Here is a 25889-nt window from a genome sequence, read left to right as displayed (position 1 = left end):
AACAACGACAGGGATTTTGGGCAAGGCGCCAATATGTTAAATTGGCCGCTTTTCTGTGCACCAAACACCGAGATCGCGGCCGTAGGACCGTAGAAATGCGGTAGTGTTCCGACAATCTAACACACGGACAGACTGCGTCCGTTTTGTTTTCCACTGGAGAATCCCATGGCGCTTGAACGCTCCGACGTGGAAAAAATCGCTCATCTGGCCTGTCTGGGCCTCAATGAAGCCGATCTTCCACACATCACTTCTGCCCTGAACAGCATTCTAGGGCTGGTCGACGAGATGCAGGCGGTCGATACCGACGGCATAGAACCGCTGGCCCACCCACTGGAAGCCAGTCAGCGCCTGCGCGCCGACGTCGTGACCGAGTCCAATAATCGCGAGGCCTACCAGTCCATCGCGCCAGCGGTCGAAAACGGCCTGTACCTGGTTCCGAAAGTCATCGACTAAAGGGAAAGAGCCTCTCATGCATCACATGACCCTGGCCGAGATCGCCCGCGGACTCGCCGATAAAAAGTTTTCCTCTGAAGAGCTGACCCAAGTCCTGCTGGCGCGCATCGCCCAGCTCGACCCGCAGCTCAACAGTTTCATCAGCCTCACCGAAGAACTGGCCCTGAGCCAGGCCAAGGCTGCCGACGCCCGGCGCGCCAACGGTGAGAGCGGCGCCCTGCTCGGTGCGCCGATTGCCCACAAGGACTTGTTCTGCACCCAAGGCATCCGCACCAGCTGCGGCTCGAAGATGCTCGACAATTTCAAGGCCCCGTACGACGCCACCGTGGTCGCCAGGCTGGCCGCCGCCGGCACCGTGACCCTGGGCAAGACCAACATGGACGAATTCGCCATGGGCTCGGCCAACGAGTCGAGCTACTACGGCGCGGTGAAGAACCCGTGGAACCTGGAGCACGTACCGGGCGGCTCGTCCGGCGGTTCCGCAGCCGCCGTGGCCGCGCGCCTGTTGCCAGCCGCCACCGCCACCGACACCGGCGGCTCGATTCGCCAGCCGGCGGCATTCACCAACCTCACCGGCCTGAAGCCGACCTACGGTCGCGTTTCGCGCTGGGGCATGATCGCCTACGCCTCCAGCCTCGACCAGGGCGGCCCACTGGCGCGCACCGCCGAAGATTGCGCGATCCTGCTGCAAGGCATGGCCGGCTTCGACCCGAACGATTCCACCAGCATCGATGAGCCCGTGCCGGACTACAGCGCCAGCCTCAACGGCTCGCTGCAGGGCCTGCGCATCGGCGTGCCAAAGGAATACTTCAGCGCCGGCCTCGACCCACGCATCGCCGAGCTGGTCCACAACAGCGTCAAGGAGCTGGAGAAGCTCGGCGCGGTCATCAAGGAAATCAGCCTGCCGAACATGCAGCACGCCATTCCGGCGTACTACGTGATCGCTCCGGCGGAAGCGTCCTCGAACCTGTCGCGCTTCGACGGCGTGCGCTTCGGCCATCGCTGCGAGAACCCGGAAAACCTGATCGACCTGTACAAGCGCTCCCGTGGCGAAGGCTTCGGTGCCGAAGTGCAGCGCCGGATCATGGTCGGCGCCTACGCGTTGTCCGCCGGCTACTACGATGCCTATTACCTCAAGGCGCAGAAAATCCGCCGCTTGGTGAAAAACGACTTCATGGCGGCCTTCAACGAGGTCGACATCATCCTCGGCCCGACCACGCCGAACCCGGCCTGGAAGCTCGGCGCCAAGAACAGCGACCCGGTCGCCGAGTACCTGGAAGACGTCTACACCATCACCGCCAACCTCGCCGGCTTGCCGGGCCTGTCCATGCCGGCCGGTTTCGTCGATGGCCTGCCGGTGGGCGTGCAGTTGCTCGCGCCGTATTTCCAGGAAGGCCGCCTGTTGAATGTTGCCCACCAGTATCAGTTGAACACTGACTGGCACACCCGCACCCCAACCGGCTTCTGAGGAGAAACACATGCAATGGGAAGTCGTGATCGGGCTGGAGATTCATACCCAGCTCACCACCCGGTCGAAAATCTTTTCCGGTAGCTCGACCACATTCGGTTCCGAGCCCAACACCCAGGCCAGCCTGGTGGACCTGGGCATGCCCGGGGTGCTGCCGGTGCTCAACGCCGAAGCGGTGCGCATGGCAGTGATGTTCGGCCTGGCGATTGACGCCGAGATCGGCCAGCACAACGTGTTCGCCCGCAAGAACTACTTCTACCCGGACCTGCCCAAGGGCTACCAGATCAGCCAGATGGAGCTGCCGATCGTCGGCAAGGGCCACCTGGACATCGCCCTGGAAGATGGCACGGTCAAGCGCGTCGGTATCACCCGGGCGCACCTGGAAGAAGACGCCGGCAAGAGCCTGCACGAAGAATTCAACGGTGCTACCGGCATCGACCTGAACCGTGCGGGCACGCCGCTGCTGGAAATCGTCTCCGAGCCGGACATGCGCAGCGCCAAGGAAGCCGTGGCCTACGTCAAGGCGATCCATGCCCTGGTGCGCTACTTGGGCATCTGCGATGGCAACATGGCCGAAGGCTCGCTGCGCTGCGACTGCAACGTGTCGATCCGTCCGAAAGGCCAGGCCGAATTCGGCACCCGCTGCGAGATCAAGAACGTCAACTCGTTCCGCTTCATCGAGAAAGCAATCAACAGCGAGATCCAGCGCCAGATCGAACTGATCGAGGACGGCGGCAAGGTCATCCAGCAGACCCGCCTGTACGATCCGAACAAAGACGAGACCCGTCCGATGCGCAGCAAGGAGGAAGCCAACGACTACCGTTACTTCCCCGACCCGGACCTGCTGCCGGTGGTCATCGAGAACTCGTTCCTCGACGAGGTGCGCGCCACGCTGCCGGAACTGCCGCCGCAAAAGCGCGAGCGCTTCCAGGCGCAGTTCGGGCTGTCGAGCTATGACGCCAACGTCCTGGCCACCAGCCGCGAACAGGCCGATTACTTCGAGAAAGTCGTGAGCATCGGTGGCGACGCCAAGCTGGCGGCCAACTGGGTGATGGTCGAGTTGGGCAGCCTGTTGAACAAGCAGGGCCTGGAAATCGATGAGTCGCCGGTCTCCGCCGAGCAATTGGGTGGCATGCTGGTGCGGATCAAGGACAACACCATTTCCGGCAAGATCGCCAAGATGGTGTTCGAAGCCATGGCCAATGGTGAAGGCAGCGCCGACGAGATCATCGAGAAGCGCGGCTTGAAGCAGGTCACCGACACCGGCGCGATTTCCGCCGTGCTCGATGAAATGCTCGCGGCCAACGCCGAGCAGGTCGAACAGTACCGCGCGGCAGACGAAGCCAAGCGCGGCAAGATGTTCGGCTTCTTCGTCGGCCAGGCCATGAAAGCCTCCAAGGGCAAGGCCAACCCGCAACAGGTCAACGAACTGCTCAAAAGCAAGCTCGAAGGCTGATGGCCATGGAGCCAGTCTTCCAATCTGGCTCAATTCCCTGTGGCGAGGGAGCTTGCTCCCGCTGGGCTGCGCAGCGGCCCCCTATGTCTGGCAACAGATTGTTGGGGGCCGCTGCGCGACCCAGCGGGAGCAAGCTCCCTCGCCACAATAACTTTCACAACCACACTGATGTGGGAAGCCCCTACATGAAGCGTCTCCTCGGCGCCTGCGCCCTGCTGTCCCTGCTGGCCGGTTGCGCCAGCCAGAGCGGGACGGTCGATCCACACGGCTACGACCAGACCGGCGTCGCTTCTTATTACGGTGCCCGGCACCATGGCAAGCGCACCGCCAGCGGCGAGCGTTTCAACCAGCATGGCCTGACCGCCGCCCATCGCCAGTTGCCGTTCGGCACCCGGGTGAAAGTCACCAACCTGAAAAACAACGACAGCGTCGTGGTCCGCATCAACGACCGCGGCCCGTATACTCGTGGCCGTTTGATCGATGTGTCCCGCGAAGCCGCCGAGCAACTGGGCATGTTGCGCAGCGGCACTGCCCGGGTGCGTGTGCAAGCCCTCGACGACTGATAGACGGAGCCCGGCCATTTCCCTACTCACCGCCCTACCGCTGCTCAGCCTGATCGAGTTGTTCGGCGCCCTGCTGTTGCTGATCGGCGGCGCCGAGCTGTTGGTGCGCGCCGCCGTGGGCCTGGCGGCACGCCTGCAGGTACGACCGCTGATCATCGGCCTGACCGTCGTCGCGTTCGGCAGCAGCGCGCCACAAATGGCCGTCAGCCTGCAGGCGACCCTGGCGCAAAACGCCGACATCGCCGTGGGCAGTGTGATCGGCAGCAGCATCTTCAACATCCTCGTCACGCTGGGGCTGTCGGCGCTGATCATTCCGTTGCGCGTCTCGCGCCAACTGGTGCGTCTGGACATCCCGTTGATGATCGGCGCCAGCCTGCTGGTGTTCGTGCTGGCATTGAATGAGGAACTGACCCGCTTGGATGGCGCCTGGCTGCTGCTGGCCCTGGCGGTGTACCTCGGGCTGTTGTTGCGCCAGTCCCGGCACTCGGCGCGACCGCACCCGGTGGGCGGCGACGTGGCCCACATGTCCTGGGTCAAGAGTGTGCTGATGATTGCGGCGGGCCTGACCATGCTGATTTTCGCCGGCCACCTGTTGCTGGGCGCGGCGGTGGAAGTGGCGACGGACCTCGGGCTTTCGGAACGCATCATCGGCCTGACCATCGTCGCCGTCAGCACCTCGCTGCCGGAGCTGGCCACCTCGCTGATCGCCGCCCTGCGCGGCCAGCGGGACATTGCGGTGGGCAACGTGATCGGCAGTAACCTGTTCAACCTGCTGGGCGTGCTCGGTGTGACCGCCCTCACCGCGCCCACGCCACTGTCGGTGTCGCCGAACGCCCTGGATTTCGACCTGCCGGTGATGCTCGGCGTGGCGGTGCTGTGCCTGCCGGTGTTCTATTCCGGCTACCGCGTCACTCGCGCCGAAGGCCTGCTGTTCCTGGGCTTGTACACGGCCTATGGGCTGCACGTGATCTCGTTCACCACCGGCATGCCCCTGGCCGGCCAACTGGAACGACTGATGCTGTTCTACGTGCTGCCGGCCCTGCTCGCGTTTTTGCTGTTCACCTCCCTGCGCGCCTGGCGCCGCCAACACCACAAGAGGGATTTGCCATGACCGACACTCCAAAGACCGGCCTCGACATGCGCCGCCAAGTGATGGGCGATGCGTTCGTCGACCGCGCCCTGGGCAATGCCACCGAGTTCACCCAGCCATTGCAGGACTTCGTCAATGAGCACGCCTGGGGCAGTGTCTGGAGCCGCGAAGGCCTGCCGCTGAAGACCCGCAGCCTGATCACCCTCGCCGCCCTCACCGCCCTCAAGTGCCCGCAGGAACTCAAGGGCCACGTGCGCGGCGCGCTGAACAATGGCTGCACCGTGGAAGAGATTCGCGAGGCGTTGCTGCATTGCGCGGTGTACGCGGGCGTGCCGGCGGCGATCGATGCGTTTCGGGCGGCGCAGGAAGTGATCGATAGCTACCAGAAACCTGAGTGATCGTTAGATCGCTATCGTCGGATCGCCGCCCGGAGCAAGCTCGCTCCCACAGTGGCTTGTGGTTGTACCGCGATCCCCTGTGGGAGCGAGCTTGCTCGCGATTGGCCCTCAAGAACAACGCAAAATTCGAGGCTAGATCCACCCACCCCACTGCAACACAAAGATCCCCAGGTTGGTGGTAATCGCCGCCATCAAGGTGGTGATGACGATGATCGCCGCCGCCAGTTCATGGTTGCCATCGGCCGCCCGGGCCATGACGAAGCTGGCCGCCGCGGTGGGGCTGCCGAAGTACAGGAAGAGGATCCCCAGTTCCGCCCCGCGAAAGCCCCAGAGCCACGCACCGAGGGTGGTCACCAGCGGCAGGCCGACCATTTTCACCAGGCTCGAACTCAGGGCCATCTTGCCGCTCTTGCGCAGGGCCGCCAGGGACAGCGTGCCGCCGATGCAGATCAGCGCCAGGGGCAAGGTCATTTGCGACAGGTATTTGGCCGAGGTCTCGAACCAGTTCGGCAGGCCGATCTGCCAATAGGCGAACGGCGCGGCGGCGATCACGCTGATGATCAGCGGGTTGCTGATCACGCTTTTGCAAATGCTCCACGGATCGGACTTGATCACCGGGCTGTAGACCGCCAGCACGATGGTCGACAAGGTGTTGTAGAACAGGATCACCAGCGCCGCGAGAATCGACCCCAGGGAAATCCCGTAGTCGCCATACATGCTCGCCGCCAGCGCCAGGCCGATCACACCGTTGTTGCCGCGAAACGCGCCCTGTGTGTAGATGCCGCGGTCTTCGCGCGGGCAACGCCAGATGGCCCAGCCCCAGGCCATTGCAAAGCTCACCAGGGTGGCGATGGAGAAATAAATCAGCAGGTCAGGCTGCAACGCCGCGTGCAGGTCGGCGTGCAGGATGCCAAGGAACAACAGCGCCGGCATGGTGACGTTGAACACCAGGGACGAGGCGATGTGGATGAAGTTGTCGTTGATCCAGTCGATGCGCTTGAGCAGCGTCCCCAGAAACAGCATGGCGAACACCGGCGCGGTGACGTTCAGGGTTTCGAGGAAAATTGCCAGCATGCCGGGGACCTTGAGAAGGGTGTCGTTAGGTGGCTAATGATAAGCCACTCACGGCATTGGCGTCTGGTCGAGCCTCTTCGCGAGCAGGCTCGCTCCCACATTTGTCCTGCGTCGAACACAAATCCACACTCACCCCATATCCCCCTGTGGGAGCGAGCTTGCTCGCGATAGCGCCGGGTCAGCTTGCATCAATGCTGAATGTACCGCCCCCATCGCGAGCAAGCTCGCTCCCACACTGGTTCTCCTGCGATCGCAAAACCCACACTCACCCCACATCCCTGTGGAGCGAGCTTGCTCGCGATCAGCGCCGGATCAGGTAATCGGCGCCGGGTTGAACAAGGTGATGTCGTTGTACAGCTTGTGCCGCTCGGCCCAGGTCTGTTTCTTGCCGCTGGCCACGTCCAGGTAGTAGTGAAACAGCTCCCAACCCAGTTCCTCGATGGTCGCCCGTCCAGTGGCGATGCGGCCGGCGTCGATGTCGATCAGGTCCGGCCAGCGCTGGGCCAGTTCGGTACGGGTCGAGACCTTTACCACTGGCGCCATCGCCAGGCCGTACGGTGTGCCCCGGCCGGTGGTGAATACATGCAAGTTCATCCCCGCCGCCAGTTGCAACGTGCCGCAGACAAAATCGCTGGCCGGTGTGGCGCAGAAAATCAGGCCCTTTTGCTTGAATCGCTCGCCCGGGCCAAGCACGCCGTTGATTGCGCTGCTGCCAGACTTGACGATCGAGCCCAGGGACTTCTCGACGATGTTCGACAGCCCGCCCTTCTTGTTGCCCGGTGTGGTGTTGGCACTGCGATCGGCTTCGCCCTTGGCCAGGTAACGGTCGTACCAGTCCATTTCCCGCACCAGCTCCTGGGCGACTTCCTCGGTTTGCGCCCGGGAGGTCAGCAGGTAGATCGCATCGCGTACTTCGGTGACTTCGGAAAACATCACCGTCGCGCCAGCCCGCAGCAACAGGTCCGAGGCATAGCCTAGGGCCGGGTTGGCGGTGATACCGGAAAACGCATCGCTGCCGCCGCACTGCATGCCCAGGATCAGCTCCGAGGCGGGTACGGTTTCGCGACGGCGCTGGTCGAGTTTCTTCAGGCGGGTCTCGGCCAGTTCCATGATCTGTTCGATCATCTCGGTGAAACCGTGACTGGAATCCTGCAAGCGATACAGCCACGGCTCGCTGAGGTCCACCGAACTGTCGCCTTCATGCATCACCTGCCCGGCCTGCAATTTCTCGCAGCCCAGGCTGATCACCAGTGCCTCGCCCCCCAGGTTCGGGTTGCGCGCCAGGTTGCGCACGGTGCGAATCGGGATGTAGGCGTCGGTGGCGGTGATCGCCACGCCACAGCCATAGCTGTGGGTCAGCGCCACCACGTCATCGACGTTCGGGTACTTGGGCAGCAGTTCGTCCTTGATGCGCTTGACCGCATGGTCCAGCACACCGGTCACGCACTGCACCGTGGTGGTGATACCGAGGATGTTGCGCGTGCCGACGGTGCCGTCGGCGTTGCGGTAACCCTCGAAGGTGTAGCCCTCCAGCGGCGCATCGGCCACCGGCACGTCGGTGGACAACGGCAAGCTGTCCAGTGGCGGCGCGGTAGGCATGCGCAACTGGTCTTCCTTGACCCAACTGCCGCGAGGGATCGGTTGCAGCGCGTAGCCGATGACCTGGCCGTAGCGAATCACCTCGCCGCCCTCGGGAATGTCCACCAGGGTAACCTTGTGGCTCTGCGGCACGAAGTCGACGGTGACCAGGCCGTCCGGGAATTCGGTCCCGGCCGGTACGCCCTGGTCGTTGACGACGATCACCACGTTGTCCCGCTCGTGCAAGCGGATGTAACGGGGCGAATCGGCATGTTCAATCAGATTCATGGACGCCATTCCTCAGGATTTGGCTTCAGACAGGCTGGAGATATCGGCATCCTTGGCCGTGGGTTCCTTGAGCACCACACGCTTGATCGGGCCCACGATGACCAGGTAGCTGAACACCGCCATCAGCGCGTTGCAACCGACGAACACCAGCGCCCATTTGAACGAACCGGTGGAACTGATGATGTAGCCGATGACGATTGGCGTAGTGATCGACGCCAGGTTGCCGAAGGTGTTGAACAGGCCGCCGCTCAAGCCGGCGATCTGTTTTGGCGAGGTGTCGGACACCACCGCCCAGCCCAGTGCGCCGACGCCTTTACCGAAGAACGCCAGGGCCATGAAGCCCACCACCATCCATTCGATGTCGACGTAGTTGCACGCCACGATGCTGCTCGACACCAGCAGGCCGGCGATGATCGGCGCCTTGCGGGCGAAGGTCAGCGAGTGGCCCTTGCGCAGCAGGTAGTCGGAAATCACCCCGCCGAGGACGCCACCGATAAACCCGCAGATGGCCGGCAAGGAGGCGATGAAACCGGCCTTGAGGATGGTCATGCCGCGTTCCTGCACCAGGTACACCGGGAACCAGGTCAGGAAGAAGTAGGTGATGCCGTTGATGCAGTACTGGCCCAGGTATACGCCGAGCATCATGCGGTTGGTCAGCAGTTGGCGGATGTAATCCCACTTCGGACCGTCGGTTTTTTTATCCTTGCCCTTGTCCTGGTCCATGTCGACCATCGCGCCGTTGGCAGCGATGTGATTGAACTCGGCCTCGTTGATCATCGGATGCTGACGCGGACTGTAGATCACTTTCAACCAGATCAACGAGAACACGATGCCGATCACGCCCATCACGATGAACACGTGCTGCCAGCCGAAGCGGTAGACGATCCAGCCCATCAGCGGTGCGAACAACACGGTGGCGAAATACTGCGCCGAGTTGAAGATCGCCGAGGCGGTGCCGCGTTCTGCGGTAGGGAACCAGGCGGCGACGATCCGGGCGTTGCCCGGGAACGAAGGCGCTTCGGCCAACCCCACCAAAAAGCGCAGCATGAACAGCGCAACCACGGCCGTGGACACGCCGAATTCACCGACATAGCCCTGCAGCACGGTGAACAGCGACCAGGTGAAAATGCTCAAGGCATAGATTTTTTTCGAGCCGAAACGGTCGAGCAGCCAGCCGCCGGGAATCTGCCCGGCCACGTAGGCCCAGCCGAAAGCGGAGAAGATATAACCGAGGGTGACGGCATCGATGCCGAGGTCTTTTTGCAGGCTGGAGCCAGCAATTGCGATGGTGGCGCGGTCGGCATAGTTGATCGTCGTCACCAAAAACAGCATGAGCAGGATCAAATAGCGGACGCGGGTCGGCTTGGTCTCTTGCATGTAACAGTACTCCCACTATTTATTTTTATGCGGGTAAATGTTGTGTTAAGCCCTGTAGGAGCTTTCGAGTGCAACGAGGCTGCGATCTTGCCCCAGACACTTGAGCTCCAAGCGAAAGTCAAAAGATCGCAGCCTTCGGCAGCTCCTACAGGTGTGTTGCGGTGTATCAGGAGCCGATATAAGCGGTCTTCACCACGGTGTAGAACTCTTGCGCGTAGCGACCTTGCTCACGCGAACCATAGGACGAACCTTTGCGCCCGCCGAATGGCACGTGGTAATCCACGCCGGCGGTTGGCAGGTTGACCATCACCATGCCCGCCTGGGAATGGCGCTTGAAGTGGTTGGCGTACTTCAGCGAGGTGGTAGCAATACCAGCCGACAGACCGAACTCGGTGTCGTTGGCCATCGCCAGCGCCGCCTCGTAGTCGGCCACGCGCACGACGTTGGCCACCGGGCCGAAGATCTCTTCGCGGCTGATGCGCATCGAGGCTTCGCTGTCGGCGAACAGAGTCGGCGCCAGGAAATAACCTTCGGTGTCGCACGTCACCAGGCCGCCACCGCTGACTAGCCGCGCACCTTCGCTCTGGCCGATGTCGATGTACTTCAAATCCTGGCTGAGCTGGGCTTCGGAAACCACCGGGCCAATGTCGGTGCCAGCTTTCAGCGCATGACCGACCTTGATCGACTGCATGCGCTCGGCCATGGCCTCGACGAACTTGTCGTGGATGCCGGCGGTGACGATCAGGCGACTGGAGGCCGTGCAACGCTGGCCGGTGGAGTAGAACGCGCTCTGCACCGCCAGTTCGACGGCCTGCTTGAGGTCGGCGTCGTCGAGGATGATTTGCGGGTTCTTGCCGCCCATTTCCAACTGCACCTTGGCCTGGCGCGCCACGCAGTTGACAGCGATCTGGCGGCCTACGCCCACGGAACCGGTGAAGCTGATGCCGTCGACTTTCGGGCTGTTGACCAGGATGTCACCGACCACGCGGCCGCTGCCCATCACCAGGTTGAACGCACCGGCCGGGAAACCGGCACGGGAAATGATCTCGGCCAGGGCCCAGGCGCAGCCCGGTACCAATTCGGCGGGCTTGATCACCACGCAGTTGCCGTAGGCCAGGGCCGGGGCGATTTTCCATGCAGGAATGGCGATCGGGAAGTTCCACGGGGTGATCAGGCCAACCACGCCGAGGGCTTCGCGGGTCACTTCGACGTTGACGCCCGGGCGCACCGACGGCACGTAGTCGCCGGACAGGCGCAGGCATTCACCGGCGAAAAATTTGAAAATGTTGCCGGCGCGGGTCACTTCACCGATGGCCTCGGGCAGGGTCTTGCCCTCTTCCCGGGCCAGCAGTTGGCCGAGTTCTTCCCGACGGGCGAGGATCTCGGTGCCGACTTTGTCCAGCGCATCATGGCGGGCCTGGATGCCCGAGGTCGACCAGGCCGGGAACGCGGCGCGGGCGGCTTCGATGGCGGCGTTGACTTGCGCTGCGTCAGCCTTGGCGTATTCACCGATGACATCGGACAAGTCAGACGGGTTGATGTTGGTGCAATAGTCAGCACCGGCCACCCACTCACCGTTGATGTAGTTATCGAAACGCTTTGCATCTGCCACGGAGCTTCTCCTCTCACAAAAGCTGTCTAGGAACGCAGTGCGTCCCTGGCTGCATTTCCACGCGATGCGCGGAAACGATCAAGCCTTACGCAAAAAGCCGCTGATTGCTCAGCGGCCTTGTCGGGTCTGTTACTGCTTGCCTTGCTTGTCGATCAGCGCGGCCAGGGCTTCGTATTCTTCTGGCAGCAGGTCGGTCAGCGGCGTGCGCACAGGGCCCGCGTCATAGCCAACGATCTTCGCACCGGCCTTGACGATGCTCACCGCGTAACCAGCCTTGCGGTTGCGGATGTCCAGGTAAGGCAGGAAGAAGTCGTCGATGATCTTGCCGACAGTGGCGTGATCTTCGCGGGCAATGGCGTGGTAGAAGTCCATCGCGGTTTTCGGGATGAAGTTGAACACCGCCGAGGAGTAGACCGGCACGCCCAGGGCCTTGTAGGCCGCAGCGTAGACTTCAGCGGTCGGCAGGCCGCCCAGGTAGCTGAAACGATCGCCGAGGCGACGACGGATCGACACCATCAGTTCGATATCGCCCAGGCCATCCTTGTAGCCGATCAGGTTCGGGCAGCGCTCGGCCAGTTGCTCCAGCTGAGCGGCGTTCAGGCGGCAAACGTTGCGGTTGTACACCACCACGCCGATTTTTACCGATTTGCACACGGCTTCAACGTGGGCGGCAACGCCGTCCTGGCTGGCTTCGGTCAGGTAGTGCGGCAGCAGCAACAGGCCCTTGGCACCCAGGCGCTCGGCTTCTTGAGCGTACTCGATGGCCTGGCGGGTGGCACCGCCGACGCCGGCGAGGATTGGCACGCTGGTGGCGCAGGTATCGACAGCCGTCTTGATGACTTGGGAATACTCGCTGGCGGCCAGGGAGAAGAATTCACCGGTGCCGCCCGCTGCGAACAGTGCAGAGGCGCCGTACGGGGCCAGCCACTCAAGGCGCTTGATGTAGCTGTCGCGATTGAAATCGCCATTGGCAGTGAAATCGGTGACCGGGAACGACAGCAGGCCAGACGAGAGGATGGACTTCAGTTCTTGTGGATTCATTATTCGAACACCCTGGACGCAAATGTTGTGTTGTAGGAAACGGTTCAGCTTCATGTGAAGTTGTAGGTCATCGTACAACTTAAAATGTGAACGTCAACTGCATTTCGTCTTTTGTCGGGGCCTGGCCCAGGGGAAATCGCCTTGCAGCCTTGCAAACCGGGGCTTTGGAGGAGATTGGAAGACGGATGAAACTTGCCGGACGAGCATCAGGACCGCTCGTCGTCACTGTCAACGCTGCCAGTAGGCGCCGTTACGGCATGGGGCCCTAACCCACGTATGGCCGTGCGAGGCCCGGCCGTAGGTCCAGACGGGCACACGGATACAAAGCCGGACACCGCTCCGCTGTGGCGAGGGGATTTCCTGTGGCGAGGGAGCTTGCTCCCGCTGGGCTGGTCCGACGCCTCGGGCGAAGCGACCCCTCAGCTCTTTCGACCAATCGCTCTTAACAAGGCGGCGACTGCTTCGCAGTCGAGCGGGAGCAAGCTCCCTCGCCACACAAGCAATCATGCCGCCAGAGCAGTATGCGATTCAGCCCTGCGCCTGCGCCTCTTCATGGGCCTGGCGCAGCCTTTCCCGGCTGTTGGTCAGGTGCAAGCGCATGGCCGCACGGGCGGCGTCGGAGTCCTGGCGGGCGATGGCTTCGTAGATTTCCTCGTGCTCACGGCTCAGGCGGTCCATGTAGTGCTGGTGGTCGTCGTGGGCCAGGCGCGCCGAGTTCAGCCGGGTACGCGGGATGATGCTGGTGCCCAGGTGGGTCATGATGTCGGTGAAGTAGCGGTTGCCGGTGGACAGGGCGATTTCCAGGTGGAAGGCGAAGTCCGAGGCCACCGCGTCGCTGGCATGGGCGGCGCTTTCCTGCAAGGCGTCGAGGGCGGCACGCATCGTCGCCAGTTGCTCGTCGCTGCGACGCTGCGCCGCGAGCCCGGCGGATTCCACCTCCAGGCTGATGCGCAATTCCAGGATCGCCAACACGTCCCGCAAGGTAACCACGGTGGCCGGGTCGATGCGGAAACCGCTCGGGCTGGGCGTGTCCAGCACGAAGGTGCCGATGCCATGGCGAGTTTCCACCTGGCCGGCCGCCTGCAACCGGGAAATCGCCTCGCGCACCACGGTGCGGCTGACACCATGGGCTTCCATGATCGCCGACTCGGTGGGCAATTTATCACCGCGCTTGAGCAGACCGTCGCGAATCTGCTCGGTCAGCACCGTCACCAGCTCCTGCGCCAGGCTGCGGCGCTTGCGGGGAAGGCGGGGTACGTCGATCGGGTTTTCCATTGTGTCTGTGTCTCGGCAAGCGGCTGAATGACAACATCATAGCGCAACGTGGTTGTACGATCACCGGGGGTGCAGTGGCGAGTCGGGTGCTGGCACCGAGTCGGCTGCTTCGCGAGCAGACTCGCTCCCACAGGTTTTGTGGTGTTTATGCGGTTACGGTGCGCTCCACCAGTTGGCCATTTTCGATACGCACATGTCGCGGATGGAACCGTTTCAAACTGCTTCGGTGACCAACGCTGACAATGCTCAGGCCCGGCAGCTGGTCGATAAGCGCCTGATACAGCGTCGCCTCGTCTTCTTCATCCATCGCCGAGGTCGCTTCGTCCATGTACAACCAAAGCGGTGCATAAAGCAATGCGCGGGCAAAGGCCAGGCGTTGTTGCTCGCCAGGCGAGAGCATGCGCTGCCAGTGGTTGCTTTCGTCCAGGCGCGGGATCAGGTGCGGCAGGCGGCAGGTTTCCAGCACCTGTGCATAACGTTCGTTGGGGTAGACATCGCCGGCCTGTGGATAACTCAATACTTCCCGCAGGCTGCCAATCGGCAGGTAGGGTTTTTGCGGCAGGAACAAATAGCGCGCCGCCGGAAGCCGGATCGTCCCGTGCCCCGCAGGCCACAAATGCCCCATCGCGCGCAACAGGGTGGATTTGCCGCTGCCGGAACGACCGCTGAGCATGACCCGCTCGCCAGGTTCCACATTCATATCGGCGTTGTCGAGCAGATGACGCCCGTCAGCCAGGTCCAACCCGAGGTTGCGGACCGCCAACGCGTCGCCCTGGTTCTGCACATCGATGGCCGGCACGCGGTCTTCGTTGTCACTCATCGCCTGGCGGAAACTCAGCAGACGGTCACAGGTGGCGCGCCACGCGGCGAGGTTGGCGTAGGCGGTGATGAACCAACTGAAGTTCTCCTGCACGTTACCGAACGCGGAGTTGATCTGCATAAGCTCGCCCAGCTGGATCTTGCCCGCGAAATAACGCGGCGCGGCGACGATGAACGGGAAGATGATCGCGATCTGGCCGTAGCCGGACGTGAAGAACGTCAGGCGCTTGGACACCCGCATGATGTCCCAGAAGTTGTGCCAGACCAGGCCGAAACGACCGCTCAGGCGACGATTCTCGTTGGGCTCGCCGCCATACAGCGCGATGCTCTCGGCGTTCTCGCGCACCCGCACCATGGAAAAACGCAGGTCGGCTTCGAAACGCTGCTGGTTGTTATTCAGGCCGATCAGGCGACGGCCGATCAAGTGCGTCAGCCAACTGCCCACCGCCGCATATACCAACGCGCACCAGAACATATAGCCAGGGATGGTGTAGCCGAACACTTCGATGCTGCCTGACACGCCCCACAAGATAATCGAGAACGACACTAGGCTGACGACCGTGCGAAGCAGCCCCAGGCCCAGTTCCAGTGTGTTGGAGGTGAAACTGTTGAGGTCTTCGGAAATCCGCTGGTCGGGGTTATCGGTATAGCCGCCCTGCTCCAGCCGGTAGTAATTCTTGTTGTTGAGCCAGCGGGCAAAATGCTGCTCGGTGAGCCAGGCCCGCCAGCGAATGGTGAGCATCTGCGTGAGATACAAACGGTACACCGCGCCGAGGATCGCCACCGCCGCAATGCCGCAGAAATACAGGATCAACCGCCAGAATGCCGCAGTGTCCTTCTCTTGGAGGGCGTTATAGAAGTCCCTGTACCAACTGTTGACCCACACCGAGATTGCCACGCTGAACAACGACAGCGCGATGACGGCAATCAACAGCGTCCAGGCCTTGCCCTTCTCCTCACTGCGCCAGTACGGCGTGGTCATCTGCCAGACACGGCGGAAAAACTGGCCGCGCACCGCGTCATTGACCGCGGAATATTCAGCGTTCTGATTCATGGTTAAGGCTCATAGGAGAAAAAACTCGGGCCGATCATAAAGCAACGGCCCGATGTGTCGCGAGGGTGGACAGCATTTGTTCAGCGCAGGTTCAGCGACGCACAGGACGCTTTTGCAATTTGCGCTGCAAGGTTCGCCGATGCATGCCCAAGGCGCGGGCGGTGGCGGAGATATTGCCTTCGTGCTCGGTCAGCACGCGCTGGATGTGTTCCCATTGCAGGCGATCCACCGACATGGGGTTTTCCGGCACCAGGGTGTCGAGGTCGGCGTGTTCGGACAACAGCGCCGCCAGCACGTCATCGGCATCCGCTGGTTTGCACAGGTAGTTGCAAGCGCCGCGCTTGATGGCCTCGACCGCGGTGGCGATGCTCGAATAACCGGTGAGGATCACCACGCGCATCTCCGGGTCCAGCTCCAGCAGTTTGGGCAGCAGTACCAGGCCCGAATCGCCGTCCATCTTCAGGTCGAGGGCGGCATAGTCCGGCAGGTCAGCCTGGGCGATGGTCAGGCCCTCCTCGGCAGAACCTGCAGTGCTCACGCGAAAACCGCGGCGGGACATGGCCCGGGCCATGACGCGGGTGAAGGTGGCGTCGTCATCCACCAGCAGCAGGTGCGGCAGTTCTTCGCCGTCGACTTGGATCTCGTCGCTCATGTTTCGTCTCCTCGGTCGGCATGGGGCAGGCGCAGCTCGGTGAGCGTGCCGCCTTCCTCATGGGGGTAGAGTTTCACCGAGCCGCCAGCGCGTGTCACGCTGGCTTTGCTCAAGAACAGGCCCAGGCCGAAACCCTTGCCCTTGGTCGTGAAAAACGGTTTGCCGATCTGCTCGGCAATCGCCAGCGGCACACCGGCGCCGTGGTCGCGGATACAGATCGTCAATTCATAGGCATCCCAATCCAATACCACTTCCAAGCCTTCGGGGCAGGCGTCGGCGGCATTGTTCAACAGGTTCAGCAAGGCCTGGGTCAAATCCGGCGGCGGCGCCATCCGCGGCACAGTGCCCTTGCCCAGGCACTGGAAGCGGTAGCTGGCCTCCGGACGCATCAAATGCCAGCGATTCAGGGCATCGTCGAGCCAGAAGGTGACCGCCTGCATGTCGATGTCCAGCCGGCGGTTGGCCTCGGCGGCGCGCACCAGGTATTGCAGGGTTTCCTTGCAGAGCTTGACCTGGTCCTGCAGCACGCTGAGGTCTTCCTGCAACGCCGGGTCTTTATGATCCTGGCGCATTTCCTTGAGCAGCACACTCATGGTCGCCAGCGGCGTGCCCAACTCATGGGCGGCACCGGCGGCCTGGGTCGCAACGGCCAACAGTTGCTCGTCCCGCAGGCCTTCTTCGCGGCGGATCGCCCGCAGCTCCTCCTGGCGACGCAGCTCCTCGGCCATGCGCGCGGCAAAAAACGTGATGACCGCCGCGGCCAGGGCGAAACTCAGCCACATGCCGTAGATCTGCAGGTTTTCCCGGGCGATGGGGAAGGTTACCAGTGGATAGAAACGCGCCAGCAGCAAGGTGTACAGCGCCAGGGCGATGCCGGAAAGGATCAGCGAATACCGCCACGGCAATGTCACCGCGGCGATGGTCAGCGGCACCAGGTAATAGGAGACAAAAGGATTGGTGGAGCCGCCGGAGAAATACAGCAGCGCACTGTGGATAAACAGATCGCAGGCCAGCTGTACGGCATATTCCAACTCGGTCACCGGCCACGAGGCGCGCAGGCGAATCGCCGTCAGCGCGCACAGCACGCTGGAACAGACCAGGGTGATCGCCAGTTGCAGCCAGGGCAGCGGCAGCAGGTCGAACCAATAGGCGAGCCCCACGGAACCGGCCTGGGCCGCCAGGACCAGGATGCGGATGAATGTCAGGCGCCAGAGGTTCTGGCGAGAGGCGGAAGTCATTTGCAAAGGGGCGAGCATGAGCTCTCCTGATGAGCGCTCCAGGCGAATCGCACGGAGTATAACCAAGGCGCGGCGTGCAGCGGCAGATATGCGGCAAAGCGCCACAGCCCTCAAGCTACCTATACCCCCTGTGGCGAGGGAGCTTGCTCCCGCTGGACTGCGCAGCAGGCCCAAAAGACTACGACTGCTACGCAGCCGAGCGGGAGCAAGCTCCCTCGCCACAAAAGCTCCACCAACCTTCGCATCCGTTTCGCATCTGTATAGAAGTTGTAACTGTGCGAACCCAACCATAAACGCTAGAGTCTTATCGTTCACGCAGGCCCGGAACCAACCCCTGCGCATCATCCCAAGGAGCTTTCATGCACACGTTCAGTCGCCCCGCCGCCCTGCTCGCCCTCAGCCTCAGCCTCGGCACCGTCGCCAGCCTGCCGGCCCTGGCCGCCGATGAGCTGCACTACAACCAGATCTCCCTGCGCGCCGAAGCCAGCCAGGAAGTGGCCCGCGACCTGATGATCGTCACCCTCTACACCGAAGAACAGAACACCGACCCGGCCAAACTCGCCGCCGCCGTCAGCACCACCCTGAACAAAGCCATCGGCCAGGCCAAACAGGTCAAGGGCATCAACTTGAGCCAGGGCAGCCGCAACAGCTACCCGATCTACGACAACAAAGGTGGGAAAATCACCGGTTGGCGCGAACGCGCGGAACTGCGCCTGGAAAGCGCCGACTTCGCCGCCCTGTCCAAGCTCACCGGCGAACTGCTGGGCGACATGAAAATGGGCGGCATGGACTTCGCCATCGCCACCGCCACCCGCCAGACCAGCGAGGACGCCCTGCTCAAGGACGCCGTCAACGCCTTCAAGGCCCGCGCCCAGCTGGCCACTGAAGCCTTGGGTGGCAAGGGTTATAAAATCGTCAACCTGAACTTCAACACCAACGGTTATCCACAACCGTACATGCGCCCGCAAATGATGATGAAAGCGGCGTCGATGGATGCCGAGTCGGTGACACCTGAGGTGGAAGCGGGCACCAGCAAGGTGACGATGACGGCAGACGGGGCGATTGAGGTGTTGATGCAGTGATGATCGGCGGTGGTTCAGCCAGGCTCACTGACTGAACCACCGAAACCGAGCGACAAAATTCCCGTGGCGAGGGAGCTTGCTCCCGCTGGGCTGCGCAGCAGCCCCAAACCAGACACCTCGGTGTGCCAAATCAATAGAGCCGCTGCTGTTGGGGCCGCTTCGCGCCCCAGCGGGAGCAAGCTCCCTCGCCACAGGAGGATCACGGCGCCGGGGTGGCCGGTACCTCAAGCTGATCAAGCGCCTTGTCCACCAACAACTGGCACAACTCCACCAACTGATGAATCCCCAACGCCACACTGCGCCGCGTGCCTTCCACTTCGAAAGCCAAGTCCTCGGCCATGGCTTTTATCGAGGCCAGGGTTTCGGAAGTGCTGGTCAATAGTGTGTCGGCGTCGGCTTTGGCGGTGACGGAAAACAGACTGTCGATGCGCTGATCGGTGCTAGGTTCTGGAGGTTTGGGGTTGAGGTAATGATTGAGGGCGCGCTCGGCGGCGGCGCGGTCTTTGAGTAGGTCTTCGATGGAGTCGAAGCCGGCAAGGGGGTTGGTTTTGTTGAAGGGTGGGTCGGGGACTGACTTATCCATATGTAATACTCCTGTATGAAATTGGAGCCATCCCTGTGTCGTTTCCACGCGACAATAGGTGGCAGCGGTACGCGGGGTGGAAATACCGGTTAACAGGACCCGGCCAGACCGAAGTCTGCCCACGCACAGCCGCCAAGACGCAGTTTGCAGACGAAATGAGACGTCGGCAACACGATGTTCAGCCATGCACTGTTAAAAGGTTCAGGTTTCCACACCCGGTCGCTGATTAGGCAGCGACGTTCAAAGGTTAGAGAGCCCACTTCCGAGCGGCAACCCTAAAAAGCTGTGGGATGTTTCGTTTCAGGACCGGTGATCCTTCCTACACAAATGAATGACTCATCACGCCTCCTGACGCAGCAAACCCCGTGGCGAGGGAGCTTGCTCCCGCTGGGCTGCGCAGCGGCCCCAAACCCGGCACCGCAATGTGTCAGATGAATGGAGTCGGGCCCTCTGCGACAACTTCACCTTTCAAGGCACCACAAATACAGAAGCCCGCAATCGCGGGCTTTTTGTCAGGCGTTACTTCGTGTAGTGGAAGCGGCATGAAATGACTGTCAGCGTGTCATTCTCATAGGCATAGACAAAGCGATGTTCTTTGTCGATACGACGGGACCAATAGCCCGTTAAATCCCCTTTCAACGGTTCGGGTCGACCGACCCCCTTGAATGGGTTACGGAGGCATGCCTCGATAAGCTCGTTTACCGTCGCGTGTTTGCCTGGATCGTTTGCGTCCCAGTATTGGTAGTCTTCCCATCCGTCTGGCACGAATGCAACTACCACGTTCTCGCGGGCGTTAGCTTTGTTCTTCTGTTTCTGTTTTGCCGACATTTAAAGGGAGCTCCTTGGCAAAGGCTTTCCCGGCTTTGTGCAGCGCAACAGAGCGGCGTAAGCGCGTGGCATTCGACTCTGTACCCAACAGATACATCGTCTCGGCCATTGAGTTGTAGTCCTCCAATGAGAGGATTACGACATGATCACCACGCTGACGGGTGATGACCGTGGGCTCATGATCTCGGCATACATCGTCCATCGTCTGCTTTAGGCCGGCACGAGCCTGGCTAAAAGTTATTACATGCATCGTCTAATTCCCTCCTGAGGCCAGCTCAGGCGAAACCAGGGCCATCCTGGTGGTTTGAGAGTTTCCCGCAGAATCGAAGCGGGGCACTTGTCTCCTCCGCTGAGTCACGGAGTACTTGAAATCCACGCCGGTAAGCGGGGAAACAAGGTATCTGACACCTGGCAAAACCTCGGTGCCTCCTCAATCATCCAGCAAAAGCGATGGGAGCTGAGTTCGCGCATAGTACAACGTTCTGTACAACAGTCAACCATGCGCCAAACAACTCGGACGTGTACGAAATGACGAGGGAGCAAGCTTCCTCATTCACCGGGTGGCGCCAACCATGAGGTGGACCGCCCCTGTCTACCCCTCAGCCGGACTGGCCGGCGCTTGCAACTGATCCAACGCCTTATCCACCAGCAACTGACACAACTCCACCAACTGATGAATCCCTGACGCCACGCTGCGCCGCGTGCCTTCCACTTCGAAAGCCAAGTCCTCGGCCATGGCTTTTATCGAGGCCAGGGGTTCGGAGGTCTGGTCAACAGCGTGTCGGCATCGGCTTTCGCGGTGACGGAAAACAGGCTGTCGATGCGCTGATCGGTGCGACCTATTAATTTCGGGTTCCCACTCCCGGTCGCTGTTTTGCAGCGACAGTAAAAAGTTTAGAGAGCCCACTTCCGAGCGGCAATCTTAAAAAGCTGTGGGATGTTTCGTTTCAAGGCCGGTGATCCTTCCGACACAAATGAATGACTCATCCCGCTTTCTGGCGCAGCAAACCCGTGGCGAGGGAGCTTGCTCCCGCTGGGCTGCGCAGCAGCCCCCAAACCTGACGCCTCGGTACGTCAGATGGATGCAGTCGCTGCTGTTGGGGCCGCTTCGCGCCCCAGCGGGAGCAAGCTCCCTCGCCACGGGTTTGGTGGTCGACGGGACATAGCCATCTTGATTCGACCTCTGCTGGGATCTTCTCAGAACGGGGTCGCGTAATAGTTTTGACATTTCCAAAACAGCACGAGAGCACTGTCCACGTTTTATGGAATGTGGACAGCGAAAAATCAGGCCTTCTTGAAAAATCAAAAGATTTTTCTTAAGCAAGAAATGAGCATCCTTCACGCCTAGGCTTTCAGGCCTTCGCGAACAAACTCGCACATAACTGATCGGGTACATCCGTGAGAGGTAGGCCGGCTACTAGGCCGCCTTCGCGAGCAGGCTCGCTCCCACAATGGATTGGGGTATGACCGGGAGAGCCAGGTCGGCTACCAGGCCGCCTCGCGAGCAAGCTTTGCTCCCACAGATCTGACAGATGTACGAGCGGAAGAGCCACGTCGGCTATAAGGCCGCCTCGGCCCGGCTTTTGATCTTGAGGCCCCGTTAACCACGATGGCCGAACGCAGGCATTGCGCAGTGGGCATCCCGGCATGGATGCCGGGATAGCCGCGCTGGGCCATGGATGGCCCTTCGCGGCGGCCCACGGAGCAATGCCTGCGTTCGGGCATGCCGAGCCTAGGCGAGGCACCGAGTGGTGGGGCAAGCCTTTTTTGCTTACTTTTTTTGGCGTTTGAAAAAAAGTGAGCCGCCGTAAGGGCGGAACCCTAAGTAGCCGTTACCGCAGCAACGGATATGTACCCCATCAATGGCTAAAAGACCGACTCGCCCCGAAGCATGCGCAAAATCCCAGGCGCCACTCCAGAAAGCCAAAGGTTGCGCCAGGCGCCACCCTCGCCCCCATGGGCAATGCCGGTGCATCGATTGAACCCTGGGCCGAAGATAACGGCGCCCCCGACAGCGATAAACAAAAAGGGCCGGATCTCAAACTCAGCCCATGCAGCCCTACACCCCTCTACGGCATGGGTTTGAAGAGGTAACACCCGCCCCTTCCCGGTGCGCCAAAGCCGCGCGGCGCACCGGGAAAGTGCGCCAATCGCCCCTAAAAAACGCGCGCAAACGATCAAATGCGTCAGAAGTTACACAGATGCGACATTAAGGTACGTTCGTGCCACTGTTTCAGACTTGGAACCGCTCTGGATCTTGCATTGGGTATGGGGCCTGCATAAGTATCCGCAGGACGACTCACGAGGTCGCCCTCAAATCCAAAAATGACAACAAATCATGAGGCCAACATGCTTAAACACGCGGTCATTCCGTTTTTAGTCGGTGCAGGCTTGTTAGCCAGCGCTCCCTTCGCTTCCGCCGCGACTAACCTGGTGTTCTGCTCCGAAGGCAGCCCGGCCGGCTTCGACCCTGGTCAGTACACCACCGGAACCGACTTCGACGCCTCTGCAGAGACCATGTTCAACCGCCTGACCCAGTTTGAGCGCGGCGGCACCGCCGTGATTCCTGGCCTGGCCACCAAGTGGGACATTTCCGAAGACGGCCTTACCTACACCTTCCATCTGCGTGAAGGCGTCAAGTTCCACACCACCCCGTACTTCAAGCCGACCCGCGAATTCAACGCCGACGACGTACTGTTCACGTTCAATCGCATGATCAACAAGGACGACCCTTTCCGTAAGGCGTACCCGACCGAATTCCCGTACTTCACCGACATGGGGATGGACACCAACATCACCAAGATCGATAAAGTCGACGACCACACCGTCAAGTTCACCCTCAAAGATGTCGACGCTGCGTTCATCCAAAACCTGGCCATGAGCTTCGCCTCGATCCAATCCGCCGAGTACGCTGCCCAGCTGCTCAAGGATGGCAAGGCCCCGGACATCAACCAAAAGCCGGTCGGCACTGGCCCGTTCGTGTTCAAGAGCTACCAGAAAGACTCCAACATCCGCTACACCGGGAACAAGGACTACTGGAAGCCTGACGACGTGAAGATCGACAACCTGATCTTCGCCATCACCACCGACCCGTCGGTGCGCATGCAGAAACTCAAGAAGAACGAATGCCAGATCACCCTCTTCCCACGCCCGGCCGACCTCAAGGCCCTGAAGGAAGACAAGGCACTGAAGATGCCCGACCAGGCGGGTTTCAACCTGGGCTACATCGCCTACAACGTGATGGACAAGATCAAGGGCAGCAACGAGCCGAACGTGTTGGCTGACCTGAAAGTCCGCCAGGCGTTGGACATGGCGGTCAACAAGCCGCAGATCATCGATTCGGTCTACCAGGGCGCCGGCCAGTTGGCTGTCAACGCCATGCCGCCAACCCAATGGTCCTACGACACCACCATCAAGGATGCCAAGTACGACCCTGAGAAAGCCAAGGAGCTACTCAAGGAAGCCGGCGTCAAGGAAGGCACCAACATCACCTTGTGGGCGATGCCGGTACAGCGTCCATACAACCCGAACGCCAAGCTGATGGCCGAGATGCTGCAGTCCGACTGGAAGAAGATCGGCCTGAACGTCAACATCGTCAGCTACGAATGGGGCGAGTACATCAAGCGTTCCAAAGGTGGCGAGAACCAGGCCATGATCATTGGCTGGAGCGGCGACAACGGTGACCCGGACAACTGGCTCAATGTGCTGTTCGGCTGCGACTCGCTGGCCGGCAACAACTTCTCCAAATGGTGTGACAAGAAGTTCGACGGCCTCGTGAAAGAAGCCAAGCGCACCACCGACCAGGCCAAGCGCACCGAACTGTACAAACAGGCACAACATGTCCTCAAGGATGCCGTGCCGATGACACCTATCGCTCACTCGACGGTGTATCAACCCATGCGCGCCAACGTGCAGGACTTCAAGATCAGCCCATTTGGCTTGAACTCCTTCTACGGCGTCAGCGTCAGCAAATAAAGACAAGCAACGGCGGCGTTCCCAACGTCGCCGTTGCTTTATCTGCCGAGACCAAGACTCAGGAAATCGCCTACATCCAAAAGCACTGCATACCACAGCAGTCGGTTTAGGACGTATCGCCTTTTCCCACCAGTCTTTCAGGTATTACGCATTTACCGCCCGGCCCACGGCTCATACCGTCGTCACCGGGGCGACTTGCCAGCCCTGCGGCATCGCTACGCAATGGAATGAGCTCAGTGCGCCGGACCTGTCCCCGGAAGGACACCGGTTCACTGTCAAACACCCCGAACGAGAGAGGGAGCGTCATGCGCCATACCTTGGTTTTATCCGCATTGCTGGGCACCGGCCTGCTGGCCGCGACATCCGCCACCCAAGCCGCCGGCGGCAGCCTGGTGTTCTGTTCCGAAGGCAGCCCCGCCGGTTTCGACACCGCGCAGTACACCACCGCCACTGATAACGATGCCGCCGAACCGCTGTACAACCGCCTGGCCGAGTTTGAAAAAGGCGCGACCAACGTCGTCCCTGGCCTGGCGACAAGCTGGGACATTTCCGAAGACGGCTTGAAGTACACCTTCCACCTGCGCGAAGGGGTGAAATTCCACACAACCGACTACTTCACGCCGACCCGGGATTTCAACGCCGACGACGTGCTGTTCACCTTCAACCGAATGCTCGATCCGCAGCATCCGTTCCGCAAGGCCTACCCCACCGAGTTCCCGTACTTCAACGGCATGAGCCTGAACAAGAACATCGCCAAGGTGGAAGCGACCGGGCCGCTGACGGTGGTCATGACCCTCAACAGCGTGGACGCCGCGTTCATCCAGAACATCGCCATGAGCTTCGCCGCGATCCTGTCGGCCGAATACGCCGACCAACTGCTCAAGAGCGGCAAGCCGAGCGACATCAACCAGAAGCCGATCGGCACCGGGCCGTTCGAATTCAAGAGCTATCAGAAAGACTCCAACATCCGCTACGTCGCCAACGATAAGTACTGGGCGCCGGAACGGGTGAAACTGAAGAACCTGATTTTCTCCATCAACACCGACGCCTCGGTGCGGGTGCAGAAGCTCAAGGCCAACGAATGCCAGGTCACCCTGCATCCACGTCCGGCCGACGTGCCGGCCTTGAAGAACGACCCCAAGCTGCAACTGATCGAAAAACCTGGCTTCAACCTCGGCTACATCGCCTACAACACCCGTCACAAACCGTTCGACCAGGTCGAAGTGCGCCAGGCCCTGGACATGGCGGTGAACAAGCAAGGCATTCTCAACGCCGTGTACCAGGGCGCCGGCCAACTGGCGCAGAACGCCATGCCGCCGACCCAATGGTCCTACGACGACACCATCAAGGACACGCCCTACAACCCGGAAAAAGCCAAGGAGCTGCTCAAGGCCGCCGGGGTCAAGGAAGGCACCGAAATCACCCTCTGGGCCATGCCCGTGCAACGCCCGTACAACCCCAACGCCAAGCTGATGGCCGAAATGCTCCAGGCCGACTGGGCGAAGATCGGCCTGAAAGTGAAGATTGTCAGCTACGAATGGGGCGAGTACATCAAGCGCACCAAGAACGGCGAGCACGACATCAGCCTGATCGGTTGGACCGGCGACAACGGTGATCCGGACAACTGGCTGGGCACGCTGTACAGCTGCGATGCCATTGGCGGCAACAACTACTCCATGTGGTGTGACCAGGATTACGACAAGCTGATCAAGCAGGCCAAGGTCGTCACCGACCGCGACCAGCGCACCGTGCTCTACAAACAGGCCCAGCAGTTGCTCAAGCAACAAGTGCCGATCACTCCTGTTGCCCACTCGACGGTCAACCAGCCGCTGAGTGCCAAAGTCGAAGGGTTCAAAGTCAGCCCCTTCGGTCGCAACGTGTTCTCGGGCGTCAGCCTGAACCCATAACCGTCTAGCCGCACAGCGAGGGCTTCCCTGGAAGCCCTCACGCAGACGTCTTGCCTGAATTCGTCGATCAGGCGTGAT

Annotated in this window: 22 protein-coding genes; 9 read left to right on the top strand and 13 right to left on the bottom strand. The window is 61.2% G+C overall.

Annotation, left to right across the window (positions count from 1 at the left end; all coding sequences use genetic code 11):
- The first annotated feature begins 165 nt into the window (after positions 1–165).
- The 6 genes from gatC (at position 166) to ACIPQ1_RS23050 (ending at position 5428) form a co-directional block, all read left to right on the top strand.
- Positions 166–453 carry an Asp-tRNA(Asn)/Glu-tRNA(Gln) amidotransferase subunit GatC gene (gene gatC, locus ACIPQ1_RS23075; RefSeq protein ID WP_039592252.1) on the top strand — a complete coding sequence of 96 codons (288 nt, stop codon included), beginning with the start codon at positions 166–168 and terminating at the stop codon, positions 451–453.
- Positions 454–469: 16 nt separating this feature from the next.
- Positions 470–1921, top strand: coding sequence for an Asp-tRNA(Asn)/Glu-tRNA(Gln) amidotransferase subunit GatA (gatA, locus tag ACIPQ1_RS23070; protein ID WP_411386495.1), 1452 nt, complete (start codon positions 470–472; stop codon positions 1919–1921).
- Between the two features lie 10 nt (positions 1922–1931).
- A complete protein-coding gene (gene gatB / locus ACIPQ1_RS23065) occupies positions 1932–3377 on the top strand; it encodes an Asp-tRNA(Asn)/Glu-tRNA(Gln) amidotransferase subunit GatB (protein ID WP_446534826.1) in 1446 nt (481 codons plus the stop codon).
- A gap of 185 nt (positions 3378–3562) precedes the next feature.
- Positions 3563–3940 carry a septal ring lytic transglycosylase RlpA family protein gene (locus ACIPQ1_RS23060; protein WP_122568889.1) on the top strand — a complete coding sequence of 126 codons (378 nt, stop codon included), beginning with the start codon at positions 3563–3565 and terminating at the stop codon, positions 3938–3940.
- 49 nt (positions 3941–3989) lie between these two features.
- Complete coding sequence (locus ACIPQ1_RS23055) at positions 3990–5051, top strand: calcium/sodium antiporter (protein WP_411387463.1); 1062 nt, start codon at positions 3990–3992, stop codon at positions 5049–5051.
- Positions 5048–5428, top strand: a complete 381-nt coding sequence (locus ACIPQ1_RS23050; RefSeq protein ID WP_003177973.1) for a carboxymuconolactone decarboxylase family protein — start codon at positions 5048–5050, stop codon at positions 5426–5428. The genes ACIPQ1_RS23055 and ACIPQ1_RS23050 overlap by 4 nt, the downstream gene beginning before the upstream one ends.
- Before the next feature lie 132 nt (positions 5429–5560).
- Here ACIPQ1_RS23050 and ACIPQ1_RS23045 read toward each other — a convergent pair whose 3' ends face one another.
- The 9 genes from ACIPQ1_RS23045 to ACIPQ1_RS23005 all read right to left on the bottom strand — a co-directional run bounded on the left by ACIPQ1_RS23045 (position 5561) and on the right by ACIPQ1_RS23005 (position 17454).
- The gene (locus tag ACIPQ1_RS23045; protein WP_186710660.1) at positions 5561–6502 is read right to left on the bottom strand and encodes an AEC family transporter; all 942 of its coding nucleotides are present in this window, start codon (positions 6500–6502) and stop codon (positions 5561–5563) included.
- Positions 6503–6814: 312 nt separating this feature from the next.
- Positions 6815–8368, bottom strand: coding sequence for a galactarate dehydratase (garD, locus tag ACIPQ1_RS23040; protein WP_411386494.1), 1554 nt, complete (start codon positions 8366–8368; stop codon positions 6815–6817).
- A 12-nt stretch (positions 8369–8380) separates the two neighbouring features.
- Positions 8381–9745 carry an MFS transporter gene (locus ACIPQ1_RS23035; protein ID WP_411386493.1) on the bottom strand — a complete coding sequence of 455 codons (1365 nt, stop codon included), beginning with the start codon at positions 9743–9745 and terminating at the stop codon, positions 8381–8383.
- A gap of 166 nt (positions 9746–9911) precedes the next feature.
- On the bottom strand, positions 9912–11357 hold the full coding sequence (locus ACIPQ1_RS23030) for an aldehyde dehydrogenase family protein (protein WP_250964317.1): 1446 nt from the start codon (positions 11355–11357) through the stop codon (positions 9912–9914).
- Between the two features lie 129 nt (positions 11358–11486).
- The gene (gene kdgD / locus ACIPQ1_RS23025; RefSeq protein WP_411386492.1) at positions 11487–12398 is read right to left on the bottom strand and encodes a 5-dehydro-4-deoxyglucarate dehydratase; all 912 of its coding nucleotides are present in this window, start codon (positions 12396–12398) and stop codon (positions 11487–11489) included.
- 528 nt (positions 12399–12926) lie between these two features.
- Positions 12927–13673, bottom strand: coding sequence for a FadR/GntR family transcriptional regulator (locus tag ACIPQ1_RS23020; RefSeq protein WP_250964315.1), 747 nt, complete (start codon positions 13671–13673; stop codon positions 12927–12929).
- 145 nt (positions 13674–13818) lie between these two features.
- Positions 13819–15546: an ABC transporter ATP-binding protein/permease gene (locus ACIPQ1_RS23015; protein ID WP_446534825.1), complete on the bottom strand. Its 1728-nt coding sequence runs from the start codon at positions 15544–15546 to the stop codon at positions 13819–13821.
- 91 nt (positions 15547–15637) lie between these two features.
- Positions 15638–16198, bottom strand: coding sequence for a response regulator transcription factor (locus ACIPQ1_RS23010; RefSeq protein WP_003177957.1), 561 nt, complete (start codon positions 16196–16198; stop codon positions 15638–15640).
- Positions 16195–17454: an ATP-binding protein gene (locus tag ACIPQ1_RS23005; protein WP_446534824.1), complete on the bottom strand. Its 1260-nt coding sequence runs from the start codon at positions 17452–17454 to the stop codon at positions 16195–16197. The genes ACIPQ1_RS23010 and ACIPQ1_RS23005 overlap by 4 nt, the downstream gene beginning before the upstream one ends.
- A gap of 341 nt (positions 17455–17795) precedes the next feature.
- On the opposite strand from ACIPQ1_RS23005, the gene ACIPQ1_RS23000 reads away from it, so the two are divergent.
- Positions 17796–18518, top strand: a complete 723-nt coding sequence (locus ACIPQ1_RS23000) for an SIMPL domain-containing protein (protein WP_411386490.1) — start codon at positions 17796–17798, stop codon at positions 18516–18518.
- A gap of 199 nt (positions 18519–18717) precedes the next feature.
- Here ACIPQ1_RS23000 and ACIPQ1_RS22995 read toward each other — a convergent pair whose 3' ends face one another.
- The 4 genes from ACIPQ1_RS22995 to ACIPQ1_RS22980 form a co-directional block, all read right to left on the bottom strand.
- Positions 18718–19101 carry a DUF6124 family protein gene (locus ACIPQ1_RS22995; protein WP_446534823.1) on the bottom strand — a complete coding sequence of 128 codons (384 nt, stop codon included), beginning with the start codon at positions 19099–19101 and terminating at the stop codon, positions 18718–18720.
- Between the two features lie 519 nt (positions 19102–19620).
- Complete coding sequence (locus tag ACIPQ1_RS22990; protein WP_250964311.1) at positions 19621–19929, bottom strand: Txe/YoeB family addiction module toxin; 309 nt, start codon at positions 19927–19929, stop codon at positions 19621–19623.
- Positions 19895–20179, bottom strand: a complete 285-nt coding sequence (locus ACIPQ1_RS22985) for a type II toxin-antitoxin system Phd/YefM family antitoxin (protein ID WP_144922719.1) — start codon at positions 20177–20179, stop codon at positions 19895–19897. The genes ACIPQ1_RS22990 and ACIPQ1_RS22985 overlap by 35 nt, the downstream gene beginning before the upstream one ends.
- A gap of 342 nt (positions 20180–20521) precedes the next feature.
- Positions 20522–20836 carry a DUF6124 family protein gene (locus ACIPQ1_RS22980; protein ID WP_411386488.1) on the bottom strand — a complete coding sequence of 105 codons (315 nt, stop codon included), beginning with the start codon at positions 20834–20836 and terminating at the stop codon, positions 20522–20524.
- 1442 nt (positions 20837–22278) lie between these two features.
- Here ACIPQ1_RS22980 and ACIPQ1_RS22975 point away from each other — a divergent pair.
- Both ACIPQ1_RS22975 and ACIPQ1_RS22970 read left to right on the top strand, forming a co-directional pair.
- On the top strand, positions 22279–23904 hold the full coding sequence (locus ACIPQ1_RS22975; protein WP_250964309.1) for an ABC transporter substrate-binding protein: 1626 nt from the start codon (positions 22279–22281) through the stop codon (positions 23902–23904).
- Positions 23905–24209: 305 nt separating this feature from the next.
- Positions 24210–25811 carry an ABC transporter substrate-binding protein gene (locus ACIPQ1_RS22970; RefSeq protein WP_186706012.1) on the top strand — a complete coding sequence of 534 codons (1602 nt, stop codon included), beginning with the start codon at positions 24210–24212 and terminating at the stop codon, positions 25809–25811.
- Positions 25812–25889: the final 78 nt, after the last annotated feature.

Source organism: Pseudomonas sp. LARHCG127, from assembly GCF_052871455.1.
This window is presented reverse-complemented; position numbering and strand designations above follow the sequence as displayed.

Bases quoted from the DNA above. Each gene is read 5' to 3' on its own strand.
- gatA (WP_411386495.1), top strand. From the start codon at position 470: ATGCATCACATGACCCTGGCCGAGATCGCCCGCGGACTCGCCGATAAA.
- ACIPQ1_RS22995 (WP_446534823.1), bottom strand. From the start codon at position 19,101: ATGGATAAGTCAGTCCCCGACCCACCCTTCAACAAAACCAACCCCCTT.
- ACIPQ1_RS23000 (WP_411386490.1), top strand. From the start codon at position 17,796: ATGCACACGTTCAGTCGCCCCGCCGCCCTGCTCGCCCTCAGCCTCAGC.
- ACIPQ1_RS22970 (WP_186706012.1), top strand. From the start codon at position 24,210: ATGCGCCATACCTTGGTTTTATCCGCATTGCTGGGCACCGGCCTGCTG.
- kdgD (WP_411386492.1), bottom strand. From the start codon at position 12,398: ATGAATCCACAAGAACTGAAGTCCATCCTCTCGTCTGGCCTGCTGTCG.
- ACIPQ1_RS23020 (WP_250964315.1), bottom strand. From the start codon at position 13,673: ATGGAAAACCCGATCGACGTACCCCGCCTTCCCCGCAAGCGCCGCAGC.
- ACIPQ1_RS22990 (WP_250964311.1), bottom strand. From the start codon at position 19,929: ATGTCGGCAAAACAGAAACAGAAGAACAAAGCTAACGCCCGCGAGAAC.
- ACIPQ1_RS23010 (WP_003177957.1), bottom strand. From the start codon at position 16,198: ATGAGCGACGAGATCCAAGTCGACGGCGAAGAACTGCCGCACCTGCTG.
- gatB (WP_446534826.1), top strand. From the start codon at position 1,932: ATGCAATGGGAAGTCGTGATCGGGCTGGAGATTCATACCCAGCTCACC.
- ACIPQ1_RS23005 (WP_446534824.1), bottom strand. From the start codon at position 17,454: ATGCTCGCCCCTTTGCAAATGACTTCCGCCTCTCGCCAGAACCTCTGG.
- ACIPQ1_RS23060 (WP_122568889.1), top strand. From the start codon at position 3,563: ATGAAGCGTCTCCTCGGCGCCTGCGCCCTGCTGTCCCTGCTGGCCGGT.
- ACIPQ1_RS23015 (WP_446534825.1), bottom strand. From the start codon at position 15,546: ATGAATCAGAACGCTGAATATTCCGCGGTCAATGACGCGGTGCGCGGC.
- ACIPQ1_RS23045 (WP_186710660.1), bottom strand. From the start codon at position 6,502: ATGCTGGCAATTTTCCTCGAAACCCTGAACGTCACCGCGCCGGTGTTC.
- garD (WP_411386494.1), bottom strand. From the start codon at position 8,368: ATGAATCTGATTGAACATGCCGATTCGCCCCGTTACATCCGCTTGCAC.
- ACIPQ1_RS22975 (WP_250964309.1), top strand. From the start codon at position 22,279: ATGCTTAAACACGCGGTCATTCCGTTTTTAGTCGGTGCAGGCTTGTTA.
- ACIPQ1_RS23035 (WP_411386493.1), bottom strand. From the start codon at position 9,745: ATGCAAGAGACCAAGCCGACCCGCGTCCGCTATTTGATCCTGCTCATG.
- gatC (WP_039592252.1), top strand. From the start codon at position 166: ATGGCGCTTGAACGCTCCGACGTGGAAAAAATCGCTCATCTGGCCTGT.
- ACIPQ1_RS22985 (WP_144922719.1), bottom strand. From the start codon at position 20,179: ATGCATGTAATAACTTTTAGCCAGGCTCGTGCCGGCCTAAAGCAGACG.
- ACIPQ1_RS23050 (WP_003177973.1), top strand. From the start codon at position 5,048: ATGACCGACACTCCAAAGACCGGCCTCGACATGCGCCGCCAAGTGATG.